At 63.7% G+C, this 15,565-nt stretch carries 14 protein-coding genes, 1 pseudogene and 1 other annotated feature; of the genes and pseudogenes, 5 read left to right on the forward strand and 10 right to left on the reverse strand.

Features of this window, described 5'->3' with window-relative positions:
- Window positions 1-130: 130 nt before the first annotated feature.
- The 5 genes and pseudogenes from leuB to EIO64_RS03805 form a co-directional block, all read right to left on the reverse strand.
- On the reverse strand, window positions 131-1,201 hold the full coding sequence (leuB, locus tag EIO64_RS03785) for a 3-isopropylmalate dehydrogenase (RefSeq protein WP_119311428.1): 1,071 nt from the start codon (window positions 1,199-1,201) through the stop codon (window positions 131-133).
- 12 nt (window positions 1,202-1,213) lie between these two features.
- Entirely contained in the window at window positions 1,214-1,699 is a 486-nt protein-coding gene (leuD, locus tag EIO64_RS03790) for a 3-isopropylmalate dehydratase small subunit (RefSeq protein ID WP_021747635.1), read from the reverse strand.
- Window positions 1,700-1,704: 5 nt separating this feature from the next.
- Window positions 1,705-2,964: a 3-isopropylmalate dehydratase large subunit gene (leuC, locus tag EIO64_RS03795; protein ID WP_021747636.1), complete on the reverse strand. Its 1,260-nt coding sequence runs from the start codon at window positions 2,962-2,964 to the stop codon at window positions 1,705-1,707.
- Between the two features lie 52 nt (window positions 2,965-3,016).
- Window positions 3,017-4,683, reverse strand: a pseudogene (locus EIO64_RS03800) (2-isopropylmalate synthase).
- 78 nt (window positions 4,684-4,761) lie between these two features.
- Window positions 4,762-5,026, reverse strand: a binding site (T-box leader).
- 263 nt (window positions 5,027-5,289) lie between these two features.
- A complete protein-coding gene (locus EIO64_RS03805; protein WP_158629691.1) occupies window positions 5,290-5,469 on the reverse strand; it encodes a 5-formyltetrahydrofolate cyclo-ligase family protein in 180 nt (59 codons plus the stop codon).
- A gap of 89 nt (window positions 5,470-5,558) precedes the next feature.
- Here EIO64_RS03805 and EIO64_RS19170 point away from each other — a divergent pair, with 89 nt between their 5' ends.
- The 3 genes from EIO64_RS19170 (at window position 5,559) to EIO64_RS03815 (ending at window position 11,364) form a co-directional block, all read left to right on the forward strand.
- Entirely contained in the window at window positions 5,559-6,251 is a 693-nt protein-coding gene (locus EIO64_RS19170) for a hypothetical protein (protein ID WP_119311433.1), read from the forward strand.
- Entirely contained in the window at window positions 6,248-8,227 is a 1,980-nt protein-coding gene (locus EIO64_RS03810; RefSeq protein WP_203005781.1) for a site-specific DNA-methyltransferase, read from the forward strand. Before EIO64_RS19170 ends, EIO64_RS03810 begins: the two co-directional genes overlap by 4 nt.
- 92 nt (window positions 8,228-8,319) lie before the next feature.
- On the forward strand, window positions 8,320-11,364 hold the full coding sequence (locus EIO64_RS03815) for a restriction endonuclease (protein WP_136890792.1): 3,045 nt from the start codon (window positions 8,320-8,322) through the stop codon (window positions 11,362-11,364).
- Window positions 11,365-11,744: 380 nt separating this feature from the next.
- Here EIO64_RS03815 and EIO64_RS03820 read toward each other — a convergent pair whose 3' ends face one another.
- From EIO64_RS03820 to EIO64_RS03835, 4 genes are all read right to left on the reverse strand, one after another.
- A complete protein-coding gene (locus EIO64_RS03820; RefSeq protein WP_021747642.1) occupies window positions 11,745-12,203 on the reverse strand; it encodes a metallophosphoesterase family protein in 459 nt (152 codons plus the stop codon).
- 16 nt (window positions 12,204-12,219) lie between these two features.
- Complete coding sequence (locus EIO64_RS03825; protein WP_119311435.1) at window positions 12,220-12,630, reverse strand: peptide deformylase; 411 nt, start codon at window positions 12,628-12,630, stop codon at window positions 12,220-12,222.
- Entirely contained in the window at window positions 12,627-13,199 is a 573-nt protein-coding gene (locus EIO64_RS03830) for an SGNH/GDSL hydrolase family protein (RefSeq protein WP_036629443.1), read from the reverse strand. Before EIO64_RS03830 ends, EIO64_RS03825 begins: the two co-directional genes overlap by 4 nt.
- Window positions 13,200-13,404: 205 nt before the next feature.
- Window positions 13,405-13,812 (reverse strand): SGNH/GDSL hydrolase family protein, encoded by a 408-nt coding sequence (locus tag EIO64_RS03835; protein ID WP_249390790.1) that lies wholly within the window; start codon window positions 13,810-13,812, stop codon window positions 13,405-13,407.
- A gap of 258 nt (window positions 13,813-14,070) precedes the next feature.
- Here EIO64_RS03835 and EIO64_RS03840 point away from each other — a divergent pair, with 258 nt between their 5' ends.
- The gene (locus tag EIO64_RS03840; protein ID WP_025543941.1) at window positions 14,071-14,280 is read left to right on the forward strand and encodes an ATP-binding protein; all 210 of its coding nucleotides are present in this window, start codon (window positions 14,071-14,073) and stop codon (window positions 14,278-14,280) included.
- On the forward strand, window positions 14,277-14,852 hold the full coding sequence (locus tag EIO64_RS03845) for a 4Fe-4S binding protein (RefSeq protein WP_119311436.1): 576 nt from the start codon (window positions 14,277-14,279) through the stop codon (window positions 14,850-14,852). The genes EIO64_RS03840 and EIO64_RS03845 overlap by 4 nt, the downstream gene beginning before the upstream one ends.
- A gap of 19 nt (window positions 14,853-14,871) precedes the next feature.
- Here EIO64_RS03845 and EIO64_RS03850 read toward each other — a convergent pair whose 3' ends face one another.
- Window positions 14,872-15,528, reverse strand: a complete 657-nt coding sequence (locus tag EIO64_RS03850; protein WP_021747648.1) for a Crp/Fnr family transcriptional regulator — start codon at window positions 15,526-15,528, stop codon at window positions 14,872-14,874.
- Window positions 15,529-15,565 lie beyond the last annotated feature (37 nt).

The following is a 15,565-nucleotide window of genomic DNA, read 5'->3' on the forward strand; positions in this document are numbered from 1 at the left end:
AGAGCCTCCGTCGGTCGGTTCTCTTGATGGGATGATATCATATCCGGTGGGCAAAGTAAATTCCAGCCTCCACGAAAAAAGCGGCGCCGGGCTTTTTCGGGCCCGACGCCGTCCGCATATTCCATCTTTCTTACAGCCGGGCCAGGATGGCATCGCCCATGGCAGCGCAGCCCACCTTCTCACATCCGGGCCGCCAGATGTCGGCGGTGCGGATGCCGTCGTTCAGCACTTGATTCACCGCAGCTTCGATGCAGTCTGCCTCCGCCGCCATATCGAAGCTGTACCGCAGCATCATGGCCGCGGACAGGATGCAGGCGATGGGGTTGATGATATCCTGTCCGGCGATGTCCGGGGCAGAGCCGTGGATGGGCTCGTACAGCCCCCGGGTGCCGTCCCCCAGGCTGGAGGAGGGCACCATGCCGATGCTGCCGGTGATCTCGCTGGCCTCGTCGGACAGGATGTCGCCGAACATGTTCTCCGTGACAATCACGTCGAACTGGGCGGGATCCTTGCAGATCTGCATGGCGCAGTTGTCCACGAACATCTCCCGGTATTCCACGTCCGGGTACTCCGCCGCCAGGCGGTGCATCACCTCCCGCCACAGGCGGCTGGTGTCCAGCACATTGGCCTTGTCCACGCAGGTGAGCTTTTTCTGGCGCTTGCGGGCGGTCTCAAAGCCGATGCGGCCGATCCGCTCGATCTCGTGCTCGGAATAGGGCATGGTGTCCACGGCAACCTTCTCGCCGTTTTCCTCGTAGGTCCTGTGCTCCCCGAAGTAGACGCCGCCGATCAGCTCGCGCACCACAATAAAGTCAATGCCTTTTTCCACGATGGCGGGCTTCAGGGGCGAGGCGTCCGCCAACTGGGGCCAGATTTTGGCAGGGCGGTTGTTGGAGTAAAGCCCCATGCCGGCCCGGAGCCGCAGGAGGCCCTTTTCCGCCCGCTTGTCACCGGGCAGGCCCTCCCACTTGGGGCCGCCGATGGCCCCCAGCAGCACGCTGTCGCTTTGCAGGCACTTGTCCAGTTCCGACTGGGGCAGGGGATCCCCGTAGGCGTCGATGGCCTCGCCGCCCATCAGGACTTTTGTATAAGTAAAGGTGTGGCCGAATTTCTCAGCCACCGCGTCCAGCACCCGCAGGGCCTGGGTGACGATCTCCGGGCTGGCGCAGTCGCCGTAGATCACCGCGATATTCTTCTCCATACTGCCGCCTCCTTACCGCGCCTGGATGCTGGCCATCAGGCCGCCGGAGCGAATGATCTTCTGGATGAAGGGCGGGAAGGGCTCCGCCTGGAAGGTCTCGCCTGTGGTCTCGTCGGTGATGACGCCGGTGTCAAAGTTCACAGACACCGTGTCTCCCTCCCGGATGGCAGTGCTGGCTGACGGGCACTCCAGGATGGGCAGACCGATGTTGATGGCATTGCGGTAGAAAATCCGGGCAAAGCTGGCGGCGATGACGCAGGCGATGCCGGCGGTCTTGATGGCCAGGGGCGCGTGCTCCCGGCTGGAGCCGCAGCCGAAGTTCTCGCCCCCCACCATGATGTCGCCCGCCTGCACCCGGGTGATGAAGGTCTTGTCAATGTCCTCCATGCAGTGGTCCGCCAGCTCCCGGGCATTCTGGGTGTTCAGGTAGCGGGCGGGGATGATGACGTCGGTGTCGATGTTGTCACCGTATTTGAATACAGAACCTCTTGCTTCCATGGTGTTCAAACCTCCCTGGGATCGGTGATGTGGCCCGTCAGGGCGCTGGCCGCCGCCGTGGCGGGGCTGGCCAGATAAATCTCGCTGTTCACGTGGCCCATGCGGCCCACAAAGTTGCGGTTGGTGGTGGAGACGCACCGCTCCCCTTCCGCCAGAATGCCCATGTAGCCGCCGAGACACGGCCCGCAGGTGGGGGTGGAGACAATGCACCCGGCGTCGACAAAGGCGGTGGTGTAGCCCCGCTCGATGCAGGTCCTGTACACCTCCATGGTGGCGGGAATGATGATGCCCCGGACGCCGTCGGCGATGTGGCGGCCCTTCAAAATGTTGTAAGCGGCCTCCATGTCCTCGATCCGGCCGTTGGTGCAGGAGCCGATGACCACCTGATCGATTTTGATGTCCCCGCCCTCGGCGGCCGGGTGGGTGTTCTCCGGCAGGTGGGGCCAGCTGACGGTGGGCACCAGGGTGTCCAGGTCAATGGTGATGGTCCGCTCGTACTCTGCGTCCGGATCTGCCTCGTATTTCTTCCATTCCCGCCGGCTGCGGCCCTTCAGGTACGCCTCGCAGGTCTCGTCCACCGGGAAGATGCCGTTCTTGGCACCGGCCTCGATAGCCATGTTGCAGATGCACAGCCGGTCCTCCATAGTCAGGCTCTGCACGCCGGGGCCGATGAACTCCAGGCTCTTGTAGAGGGCGCCGGAGACGCCGATGAGTCCGATCAGGTGCAAGATCACGTCCTTGCCGGACACAGGCCGCCGCAGACTGCCGGTCAGCTCCACGCGGATGGCGGCGGGCACCTTGAACCACGCCTTGCCGGTGGCCATGCCGGCGGCCATATCCGTGGAGCCCACGCCGGTGGAGAAGGCCCCCACCGCGCCGTAGGTGCAGGTGTGGCTGTCGGCGCCGATGATGCAGTCTCCGGCGGTGACGATGCCCTGCTCCGGCAGGAGGGCGTGCTCCACGCCCATCTTGCCCACGTCGAAGAAGTTGACGATGCCGTGTCTGCAGGCGAACTCCCGGCACTGCTTGGACTGCTGGGCGCTCTTGATGTCCTTGTTGGGGACGAAGTGATCCAGAACGATGTTCACCCGGGTCTTGTCGAAAACATCGCAAAAGCCCGCCTTTTCAAACTCGTTGATGGCCACCGGAGTGGTGATGTCGTTGCCCAGGACAATATCAAGGTTCGCCTCGATCAGCTGTCCCGCCTTGACGTGCTCCTGGCCGCAGTGGGCAGCCAGGATTTTCTGTGTCATAGTCATTCCCATGGGTATTGTGCCTCCGTTCTCTGTGATGAAGTCCAGGGGTCTCCCCCGCTGTTTACCGGTTATTGATGGCACTGACCAGCGCCCGGACGCCTGCCACGATGATGTCCGTGTGGGTGCCGCAGCCCCAGGTCTCTCTGCCATCTGGCCACTTCAGCCCTACGTAGCTGCAGGCCCGGCTGTCGGTGTCAGGGTCCAGTGCGTGCTCGCTGTAATGGATCAATGTGAAGTCCATGCCCGCTGCCTGCTCGATGGCATTGGCCACCGCGTCCAGGCGGCCGTTTCCGGCGGCGCCGCACTGGATCATCCGGCTGCCGCGGCGCAGAGTCAGGTTGGCGGAGATGGACCCGTCCTGGTTCTGTGTGTAGTGGGCGGCAGTGACATTCAGCGGGGCCGCGTTGTTGACGTAGTTGTCCTCAAACACCTCCAGCACCTCCTGGACGGAGAGTTCCCGGTGGTCGTGGTCGCTGACCTCCTTGACCCGGTAGCCCAGCTGCTCCCGCATGTGGGGCGGCGGGTTATAGCCGTAGTTCTGCTGCAGCAGGAAGCCGATGCCGCCCTTGCCGCTCTGGCTGTTGATGCGGATGACGTCCGCGTCGTAGGTGCGGCTGATGTCGTGGGGGTCGATGGGATATAGGGGCAGTCCCACCGGTGCTGGTGGTGCTCCTTCCGGTAGGTCATGCCCTTGGCGATGGCGTCCTGGTGGCTGCCGGAGAAGGCGGCGAACACCAGGCTGCCGGCGTAGGGGCTGCGCTCATAGACGTGCATCCGTGTCACCCGCTCGTATACCTCGCAGATAGCGGGCATATCGGAGAAGTCCAGCTTCGGGTCCACTCCGTGGCTGTACATGTTCATGGCCAGGGTGATGGCGTCCACGTTGCCCGTGCGCTCCCCGTTGCCGAAGAGGCAGCACTCCACCCGCTGGGCACCGGCCAGTACCGCCAGCTCCGCGTCCGCCACGCCGCAGCCCCGGTCGTTGTGGGGATGGGTGGAGAGAACCACGGCATCCCGGTACTTCAGATGCTTGGAGCACCATTCGATCTGGTTGGCGTAGATGTGGGGCATGCTCATCTCCACCGTCACCGGCAGGTTGATAATCATGGGACGGTCCGGCGTGGGCTGCATCACGTCCAGCACTGCGTTGCAGACTTCCACGGCGTACTCCGGCTCTGTGCCGGTGAAGCTCTCCGGGCTGTACTCAAAGAGGAAATTGCCCTCGTACTCCCGGCTCAATTCCTTGATGAGCTTGGCACCGTCCACGGCGATTTGCTTGATCTCCTCCCTGGACTTGTGGAACACCTCCCGCCGCTGGGCCTCGCTGGTGGAGTTGTAGAAGTGGATGATGGCCCGGGGGGCGCCCTTCACCGCCTCAAAGGTCCGGCGGATGATGTGGTCCCGGCACTGGGTCAGCACCTGGATCGTCACGTCCTGGGGGATGCGGTCCTCGTCGATCAGCTTGCGGAGGAACTCATACTCCGTCTCCGACGCCGCCGGGAAGCCCACCTCGATCTCCTTGAAGCCGATCTTCAGCAGCATCTCGTAGAACTCCAGCTTCTCCTCCAGGCTCATAGGCACCACCAGACTCTGGTTGCCGTCCCGCAGGTCCACGCTGCACCAGGCGGGGGCAGTCTCGATATGGTCCTTCTGCATCCACTCGTACACGTGCCCCGGCTCCACCGGCGGGGGATAGTAGCCAATCTGATATTTCGTCGCGTCCATCATGTCAAAGTCCTCCTTCCAAGGTCTTGTCTTTGGAAGGAGGACAACAAAAAATCCCATCTCTCCAAAGACCATCAGTCTTTGAGAGACGGGAGCAAAAAATGCTGTACCCGCGGTACCACTCTCATTGCCGGGAGACCCGGCCACTCTGTACGATCGGCTCCTCCTGAGGGGGGCGAATCGCGTCTGCATGATAACGGACAGCGGCCGTCCGCACCTAAAGGCGACGCCTCTCAGCGCGGCTGCTCAAGGGCCAGTGACGCGGTCCCCTCCGTACCGCCTTGCACCGACCGGCGGCTCTCTGAAACGGGGCGTGGGATCGCCTTTTCCCCTTCATCGCATTTTGGAAGATGGGAAGAGTATAACAGCTCCGCCGAAGGACGTCAAGTGAGGAAATCTGTCCTCACAGCGGATTTGGTACGGTTTGACAGACATCTCTTGGCAAAGCGCGCCGTCTCTTGTGAAAACCGCAAGAAAAAATCAGGACGGCTGCCGCCGTCCTGAAGCGGCGGCCTCCCTCCGGAAGACCCCGCTACGGAAGCGGACCACTCCCCAGGAGCCGGGAGGGCGGGCCGGTTGTATCGTGCATCCCGAAAAATGCCCAGCACCTCACAGCGCCGCACCTGTCCGCCAGATCTGCGTCTCCGTGGCCACTATGGGTACCCGGCGGTCATGGAGGCCCACTGGTACGCGGGGCTGCAGCAGGCGGTCGGGGCATACCAGAATGGCGGGCCCCTGATAGTACTCCAGGTAGCGGTCGTAATACCCGCCGCCGGGGGAGCAGGTCACGCCAAGGTACGAGAGGCGCAGATGCGCACCCGGGTGGAGGGCGTCAGGTCAACTATGCGGACCTGCAGACCGGGCGGGGTCCTATCACGATGGAGCCCCAGTTCCCCGTGATCCCGGGGCTGGACATCGTGGAAATCGCGGAGGCTGTCGGAAACTGCGCTACCGTGCTATATAATGAGGACAACTATGCCAAGCTGCCCGAGGACCTTCAGACGGTTCTGCGGGAGTGCATGGACCAGATCCGGGAAAAGAACAACGAGATCACGCGTGATGAGGATGCCTATTATATCGAGAAGATGAAAGCCGAAGTTCCCGGGCTAACCGTGACGGAATCCGATTATGGGTCTTTGCTGCTGTGGGCCGTGCGGTCCATGAGGAGCTGGTCGCCAGCGTCTCTGATGAAGCGCTCTGCGATGCAATCCAAGCCCTGGCCTGAGCAAGGAAGGTTCCCTCCCTGCAAGGGTCTCGTTTGGGAGACAAATGGGACCCTTGCAGAAAACACAGGGGCGCCCACTGAGGTAAAACTTATAAAAAAGTATATGCGCCATTTTCCTTGGCCATTGTGCACGCTCCTCTCCGCCGGTCTTATGAGAGATATCATACAGCCGGGAGGGAAATGCGACAATGCCCCGCCGGGCCGGGCGATTTTCAGCTTGTCTCTTTGCCGGTTGTGCGGTAAACTGGACGTATCGCGGCGCCGGACGGGGTGCAGCCGTGGATACCGGAGCGCGCCGGGGCGCCTCCGGCATCTGCATCCGGTGGAAGCGCCCGCATCTGCATGAAACGAGAGGAAGCAGACATGGACTATCTGGACTTGGAAGCCCCCGGCCTGACGGCGGGGAATGTGGAAAAAATCGCCGCGCTGTTTCCCGCCGCCGTCACGGAGACGCGAGGCGCGGACGGGAAGGTGAAAAAGGCCGTCAACTTCGAGGTCCTCAAGCAGCTGCTGGCCCCCGACGTGGCGGAGGGGGAGGATCGCTACGAATTCACCTGGGTCGGCAAACGGGCCGCCATGGCCGAGGCCGCCCGCCCCACCTCCAGAACCCTCCGCCCCGTGAAGGCGGACAGCCGGGATTGGGACACCACCCGGAACCTCTACATCGAGGGAGACAATCTGGAAGTGCTGAAAATCCTCCAGGAGAGTTATCTGGGCGCGGTGAAGGTGATCTACCTGGACCCGCCCTACAACACCGGCAGCGATTTCATCTATCCGGATTCCTTTGTGATGGACCGCGGCGCATATCACGGTGCCAGCGGATACCGGGACGCGGAGGGGAAGATCAACTTTCAGCGGAAAAACACGTTTTCGGACGGCAGGTATCACTCCGACTGGTGCTCCATGCTCTTTTCCAGACTGCTGCTGGCCCGCAGCCTGCTCTCCCCGGACGGCGTCATCCTGATCTCCATCGACGACCATGAGTCAGCGAACCTGAAGAAGATCTGCGACGAGGTGTTCGGCGAAAGCAACTACCTGAACCAGTTCGCGTGGGTCTCCAATATCACGGGCCGCCAGATATCCGGCAGAGGCGCGGCCAAAACCTGGGAGTCCGTCCTGGCCTACGCCAGGGACATCGACGCGTGCGGCAGCCTGTCCATTGACATCCGCTTCGCCAGGGAGAAGATGCCCGATGCGTACAAGGGCTTTCGCAGGGACGTTCGGACGGACCGGCTGGGCCCCTTTGCGGTCGGCGATCCCCTCTACAATCATAATCGCAAGTTCAACGAAGAGACCCGGCCGAACCTCGTGTTCTCCATCTTCTATCAGCCCCAGACCCAGGAGATCTCCACAGGCGCCATCGGGGAGAGGCGGCCCGGGTGGGTCGAGCTGCCGCCCCATGCAAATGGGGATGGCGTGCACAAGTACCATGCCTGGCGGTGGTCCCGGCAGAAGATTGCGGACGAGCCATATAATCTGATCGTGCTCCCCACAGCGTCCGGTAGGTATGAGATCCACACCAAGATCAGGGACTTCGGCAGGACGCTGCTCAAGGACGTCATTCCCGACATCCCCAACGGAGACGCGGAGCTGCGGAAGCTGTTCGGCGGCCGGAAATTGTTTGACTACCCAAAGTCCGTGGACCTGTTGAGGACCCTGATCGGCTCTGTTCCGGGGAAGGATTTCGTATGCCTGGACCTCTTCTCCGGCTCCGCCACCACCGCCCACGCGGTGATGCGCCTCAACACGGAGGACGGTGGCCACCGCAGCTTCATTATGGTGCAGCTGCCCGAGCCCTGCGGTGAGAAGAGCGAGGCCGCCCAGGCGGGCTTCCAGACCATCTGTGAGATCGGCAAAGCCCGCATCCGCCGTGCCGGGGATCAGATCCGGACCGAATTCCCCGGTGCCTGTCCGGACATCGGCTTCCGGGTCTTCCGGGTGGACGAGGGCTGCCGGAAGGAGGTCCTCTATCCCCCGGAGGAGATATCCCAGCCGCTGATCGGGCAGACGGTGTCCAATATCCGGGAGGACCGCACCGACCTGGATCTGCTCTATGCCTGCCTGCTGGACCTGGGCCTGGGCATCCACCTGCCCCACACCAGCCGGGTGGTCGGCGGCTGCACCGTCCACCGGGTGGACGGCGGCGTCCTGGCGGCCTGTTTCGACGCTGGCGTTCCGGACACGGTCATCCGGGACATAGCTGCTTCCCGCCCCCAGTGGGCTGTCTTCCGGGACAGCGCCTTCGCCTCGGACGCCGCCAAGATCAACGTGACGGAGATCTTCAAAAGCCTGTCCCCCGGCACCCGCGTCCAGGTACTCTGAGTGCAGACCGTCCGCCTGGTTCCATTCCGCAGAAACTTTCCCCGTCTTGCCCGGATGTGTCCCCAGCGCACCGGACATAAGGAGGTGACCTCATGAAGCTCCAATTCAAGCACCAGCCCTTTCAGGCGGAGGCGGCCGCAGCGGTCTGCGATGTGTTCCGCGGCCAGTCACTGTGCGCCCAGGCACACCGGCAGGGCCTGGGCGCCGCGGCCGACAGGCCGCTGTCCCTGGCAGGGACCGGCACCGGCCTGTGCAACCAACCCCTGGCTCCGGAGCTGACCGACGCCCGGATCCTGAAAAATCTGCACGCGGTCCAGCGGCGCGTCGGATTGCCTCTGTCCAAGGCCCTGGCCGGGCCGGGGATCAACCTGTCCGTGGAGATGGAGACCGGCACCGGCAAGACCTATACCTATGTGAAAACCATCTACGAGCTAAACGCCCGCTACGGCTGGAGCCGGTTCATCATCGTGGTTCCGTCGGTGGCCGTCCGGGAGGGCGTCTACCGTTCCCTGCAGACGACCCAGGAGCACTTCGCCGGGGAGTACGGCAGGCGGCTGCGGTTTTTCATCTACAACTCCGACCGCCTCGCCCAGGTGGACCGCTTCGCCTCCGACAGCGCCATTCAGGTCATGATTATCAACATGCAGGCGTTCAACTCGGGCAGGAACCAGCGGATCATCGACCAGCGGCCGGACAGCTTCCGGGGCCGCCGCCCCATCGACGTCATCGCGGCCACCCGGCCTATTCTCATCATTGACGAGCCCCAGAGCGTGGAGGGCCGCCAGACTCGGGAGAGCCTGCGCAAGTTCAACGCCCTGTTCACCCTGCGCTACTCCGCCACCCACCGGGAGGCGTACAACATGGTGTACCGTCTGGACGCCCTGGACGCCTATAACCGGCATCTGGTGAAACGGATCGCCGCCCTGGGGGTGACCTTCACATCCTCCCCCGCCGCTGGCGGCTTTGTCTATCTGGAGGGCGTGGACCTGAGCCGGGACAGGGCCCCCGCCGCCCGGATCGGTTTTGAGGTCAAAGGGGCGTCCGGCATTCGGACGGTGGTGAAACAGCTGCGCCGGAAGGCGGATCTGTTCGCGGCGTCCAACGGCCTGGCCGAATACGCCGACCGCTATGTGGTGGCAGAGATCGACGGTCGGGACAGCTCGGTGACCTTTCTCAACGGCCTGAAGCTATATGCCGGTCAGTTCAGCGGCGGCGAGGAGCGGACAGCTCTCCAGCGCCGGGTGCAGATTCGGGAGACCATCCGCACCCACCTCCGCCGGGAACGGGAGCTGTATTCCAGGGGAGTGAAAGTGCTGTCCCTCTTCTTCATCGACGAGGTGTCCAAATACCGCCTGTACGACGGGGACAGCGGCAGCGGCCGCAGCGGCGAGTACGCCAAAATGTTTGAGGAGGAGTACGTCGCCGTGGCGGAGGCGTTCCGGCGAGAGATCGACGACCCGGCGTACCGGGCCTATCTGGACGGCATCGATGCCCGCGAGACCCACCAGGGCTACTTCTCCGTAGACCGGCGGAAGGGCCGCCAGGCCCGCTTTGTGGAGGGAAAGATCGACCGCAAGAGCCGAACCTCCTTCGACGCGGACGCCTATGACCTGATCATGCGGGACAAGGAGCGGCTGCTCAGCCTGGATGAACCTGTGCGGTTCCTCTTCTCTCACTCCGCCCTCCGGGAGGGGTGGGACAACCCCAATGTGTTCCAGATCTGTATGCTGAAGCCCCAGACGGAGTCGGAGATCCGCAGCCGCCAGGAGATCGGCCGCGGTCTGCGCCTGTGTGTCAATCAGGAGGGCGAACGCATGGACGAAAGCGTCCTGGGCGGGGCGGTGCAGGAGCTGAACAAGCTGACGCTCATCACCGATATGGAGTTCGGCAGATTCGCGGAGGCCCTGCAGCAGGGGCTGGCGGCGTCCCTTGCCGGCCGCCCCCGGATGGTGGAGCCGGGCCTGTTTGCCGGCAGGCTCCTCACTGGCACCACCGGGGCACGGGTCCGGGTGACGCGGGAGCTGGCAGATGAGATCTGTGCCGCTCTCCGGAAACAGGGCTATGTGAAGGACCGCGTCCTCACCGGCAGCTTCTTTGCGGACCGGGACCGGGGTGCCGTCCGGCTGGGCGGAAGCCTTCAGGACCTCAGCGCCGCCGTGGCGCAAGTCCTCTCCGGCGTCTATACCCCCCGGGCCATCCCCGCGGAGAACGCCCACGGCGGCAACGTCACCGCCCGGGCGGACCCGGAGAAGCTGCAGACCGAGGCGTTCCGCTCCCTTTGGGCGCGGGTCGGCCCCAAGTCCTTCTACACCGTCTCCTTTGACACCCGGGAGCTGATCGGGAACGTCATCCAGGCTCTGGACGCGCATCTACAGGTGACCCCCGTCTCTGTCCGGACGGTGTATGGCGAGCAGGCGACGCAGCTGCAGTCCCGGGAACAGCTGCTTCAGGGCCGGGCCTTCCGCCGCAGGGAAAGCCGTGTGCAGGCCGCCGGTCCCCCGGCGCCGGGCGGTGTACGGTATGACCTAGTGGGCAGGCTGGTGGAGGAAACCGGCCTGACCCGTACCACTGCGGCAGCCATTCTCCAGGGCATAGCCCCTGAGACATTTGCCATGTTCCGCCTGAATCCGGAGGATTTCCTCCTCCAGGCCTCCAGGCTCATCAACCGGGAGAAGGCGGCCGCCGTCGTCCGGCACATCACATACCACCGGCTGGACGCGTCGTATGACGCCGCCCTCTTCACCAATGCCGTCCGCCGGGGCAGGCTGGGGTGCACCGCCGTGCCCGCCGCCCATTCGATCTCAGACTATGTGATCTGTGACACCGACAGGGAACGGGCCTTTGCCGAGGCGCTGGAGGCCAGCGAGGCGGTCAGATTATATGTCCGACTTCCCAAGTCCTTCTTCATTCCCACCCCGGTGGGGCGGTACACGCCCGACTGGGCCATCGCCCTCCGGGACCGCGCAGGGGATCCCGTCTATTTCGTGGCAGAGACCAGCGGCAGGGCCCCACAGCCCCAGGGCGTGGAGGCGGCGAAACTCCAGTGCGCCCGCGCACACTTCGCCGCGGTCAGCGGCGGAGAGGTGATGTGCGGCGCCGTCCGTGACTTGGATGAGCTCCTGCGCATCGTGGGCTGAAGCCCCGGGGCCGCACAGTATGCACGGCGGCGTATGGAAGGCCCCCCGCTATGGACAGAGAAGCGCGGCCTGAAATCAAGTGATTTCAGGCCGCGCCGGCTTGTGTGCAGCTGTGAGGTCTGCAAGAATTCGAATACACTGCCGGTTCCCCGGCTTTCAGCAAGCGGGCCGCCGCAGCGGCACGCTCCGGAACTCCGGCCCGGCGGAGTCTGTTTGAGCCGCCGCATCCCCGGTGCGCCGCCAAAGCCGGCCCCCATCTCAGGGCAGAACTGCCTGTGCCAGGCGGTTGTCAATGCCCTGTCCCCTCCCCCGCCCGGGGTGCGCCGCCCCGCCCCCGCAGACGGCGGAACCGCCGGTGAGAAGCAGTCTTCCCGCCGTTCTCACGCCGTCCCGTGGGGGATGATGACCTTCTCCACCCGGATCTTCCCATCCTCCGCCTCCGCCGTCATCATGGTGATCTCCTGATGGAACCGCCGAGGGCCGCAGGAGCCCGGGTTGAGCCAGAGGACGCCGCCTTTCTCCTCCTGCACGTACTTGTGGGAGTGGCCGAACACCACCGCGTCCACACCGGCCAGGTCCGCCGGGACCTCCTTTCTGTTGTGGACCATGAAAAAGGTCACGCCGCCCAGGGTAACGGTGAGATCGTGCGGGATGGCCTCCGCCCAGTCCTTGTCGTTGTTGCCCCGGACGATGTACAGCGGCGCATACTGCCGCAGCTCATCCACGATGCTCTGCCTGTTGATATCTCCGCCATGGAGGATGGCGTCGGCGGTCTTTAGATGCTCCGTGACCTCCGGCCGCAGCAGGCCGTGGGTGTCGGAGAGAATGGCAAGTTTCATAGGTTTCCCCTCCCCCTCAGATGATAATGCCCTCGCAGTGGTCGATCTCGTGCTGGATAATCTGGGCCGTCCAGCCGGTGAAGGTCTTGATCCGCTCCTGGAATTTTTCGTTCTGCCAGCGGACCTTGATGGACTCCCACCGCCGGGCTCTGCGGGTGCCGGAGAGGGACAGGCACCCCTCCTCCGCCTCATAGGGGCCGGCCCTTTTCACGATCTCCGGATTGAACATGACCATATAGCCGCCCTGGTTGTCGAAGGCGATGATGCGCTTGTTCACGCCGATCATGTTGGCCGCCATACCTACGCAGCCGTCCCTGTGGACTTCCAGTGTCTCCAGCAGATCCGCCGCCACCGGCAGGTCCTCCGGAGAGGCGGGCTCGGCCTTTTGGGCCAGAAATGCCTGGTCTTTGCAGATGTCCCGAATCATGATGGGTCCTCCTTGTGTCGTTGAATCGCCGCCGCTATGGTCTCCGCCGCAATGCGGGCCCCCTGCCCGCTGGGGTGGACGCCATCGGCGGCGTAGAGGTCCTGCGTGCCGGGCAGCTGGTAAAACCGCCGCCCCACGTCGGCAAGCAGGGCGCGGTTTTCCTCCGCCGCCCTGCGGTACGCCGCGGACAGGTTCCGGGCCATCCCACCATAGTCCCATCCCTTGGCCGACAGCCGGGCCCCACCCTTCTGATAGGCCCAGGTGGCATAGAGCACCGGGATGGCCCCGTTCTCCCGGATCTGCCGGCAGAGCCGCTCCACGCTGGCGAAAAAGCTCCCGGGAGCGGTGATGGGGCCGTGGCTCATTTCCTGCAGCACCACATAGTCCCACTGCTCCTTTGCAAGCGCCGCCTGCGTTCGGGCGCCCAGCCGGGTGTTCGGGTTCAGATGCTCGGACAGCCGGGCCCCGCCCCGGGTATGGCAGACCACTTCCGCCCCGGTCAGTTCCGCCAGAATGTCCGGCATATCTTGGGCAGAGGTGAGGCTGTTGCCCAGCATCAGAATCCGCATGGTGCTCCTCCTTGTCTCGTTTCCGTGCGCGTCTGCGCGAAAGGCTCCCGCCGTCAATGCTCGGGGCAGCGCTCCATAAGCCCCCTGCCGGATTTGCTGATATCCCCATATCCCGCCGGAGCCGCAGCGGCCCGCTCTGGGCGGCACCGGTTCTCCCATTGATGGTTCCCTCCAGCAGGCGCACGGTGCCGGGGAACGATGCGTTTCATGGGGCGAAATCCCGGCGGCAAGGGCCCTGTGCCCCTGCTCCGCGAAGTGGCACACCGTCATAGGCCGGGGAGACGTTCCACCGCCCGGCAAGGGTCCGGCAGCACCCGGCGAAGGTCCGGGAAGCGGCAATGAGCATTTGGCCCGGCACCCATTCCCCCGGGGACCGGGACGGCAACGCGAACAGAGGGATCTTCCCCCGTGCCAGCTCCAGGCCGGTCAGGAATCGCTCCATCCGCTCCGCCGTGGCCTTGGGCCTGCGGCCCTGCAAAAGGTCATTGGTGCCCAGCATCACGATCAGCAGGTCGGTGTCCGCCGGAATGTCAGGTGCCGCGTCGGGGAGCTCCCGGCCGTTGGCGCCCCAGTTGCCCAACACCCATCCGGTTTCGGCCGCCAGGATGTCCACCCATCAGCTGCCCGGGGCACAGCGCCCGCCCAGCCGGGACCGGGGATCGTAGCCCCAGGTGCTGGAATCGGCGAAACAGATGACCTTCCTCACAGCTGTCCCTCCAAGGCACAAGCCCCGGACGTGCCCTCACCTTCCCCGCATCCCGTTTAGGCCGGTGCGTGCGGTGCTATTCTGCCTGCGGCATTTGTGATTTCATCACGGTGCAATTCATAGATATGCGGTATGATGAACCCACTCAATTTAGGGAGGCATGCTATGAATTCCGTGAAAAAGCGGCGCAGAGCCGTGGTGGACCCGTCAGCCTGTGTGGCCTGCGGCTGCTGTGTGAAGGTCTGTCCCCTGCAGGCCATTGAGATCGTGCGGGGCGTTATGGCCCAGGTCCGGCAGGACAAATGCGTGGGCTGCGGCAAGTGCGCCAGGGAGTGTCCGGCCAGCGTCATCAAAATCCGGGAGGTAGAGGCATGAAGAAGCACTGGTACGACTATCTGTGGATCGCTTCGCTCCTGTACCTCCTGCTGGGATTTTTCAACATTCTGTTTGCCTGGCTGGGCCTGCTGTGCTTCTTCATCCCCCTCATCATCTCCGTGGTCAGCGGGACCAAGAGCTACTGCAACCGCTACTGCGGCCGGGGCCAGCTGTTTGGGCTGCTGGGCGGGCGCTTCGGGCTGTCCCGCAGGAAAGACATCCCCAAATGGATGAAAAGCAAGGCGTTCCGATACGGATTTCTCGCCTTTTTCTTCGCCATGTTCTTTCTGATGCTGTGGAACACCTATTTGGTGTTCGCCGGTGTGCGGGATCTGGGGCAGGCGGTCACCCTGCTGTGGACCTTCAAGCTGCCCTGGAACTGGGCCTACCACGGCACCCTTTTCCATCCCGGCGTGGCGCAGTTCGCCTTCGGCTTCTACGGCGTCATGCTCACATCCACAGTCTTGGGGCTAATCACCATGGTGCTGTTCAAGCCCCGCAGCTGGTGTGTCTACTGCCCCATGGGCACCATGACACAGCTGATCTGCAAAGCAAGGAACAGCCGCACATGACCGTGCCGTATCACGCGGCTCAATCCTGCAACTGCCGCAGCCTGTCCTCATCAAGGAGCCGGACCATGCCCCGGGAGAGCCGCACCATGCCCTCGCTCTGAAAATAGCGCAGCATCCTGGTAATCACCTCCCGGTGGGTGCCCAGGTGATTGGCAATGGCCTCATGGGTGATCTTCAGCACGCTGCTCCCCTCGATGGAAGCCTCCTCCAGCAGAAAGGCCGCCACCCGCTTGTCCAGGCTCTTCCACATGACCTGCTCCATCAGCCACATGACCTCGGAGAACCGGCTGGCCATCAGCTCGTTGGTGTAGTTGGCCACAGGCGCCGACGTCTCCATGATGTCCTGGTAGACCTCCGCGGGAATGACCCAGAGGTCCGTGTCCTTCTCCGCCTGGATGGTGACCTCAAACTGGATGGAGCGCATGATGCAGGACGCAGAGAACAGGCACAGATCCCGGTCGAACAGGCGGTAAATGGTGATCTCCCGCCCCTCATCAGAGAGGATATAGGCCCGGAGCTGCCCCGCCTTCACCAGGAGGAGTCCGGTGCAGTCCATGTCCCCGTTGTGCAGGATCGTCCCCTTCTTCACGGTTCGGAAATTCAGATTGCTGCGGATCCGGTCCTGCTGGTCTGTTTGGAGCTTGTTCCAGATGGGAAAATAGTCCTGAAAGGTCATTCCGTGTCCCTCCTCATCGTGTTCTCAGTATAGTTGA

Source organism: Dysosmobacter welbionis (assembly GCF_005121165.3).
In the GTDB taxonomy this organism is placed as follows: domain Bacteria; phylum Bacillota; class Clostridia; order Oscillospirales; family Oscillospiraceae; genus Oscillibacter; species Oscillibacter welbionis.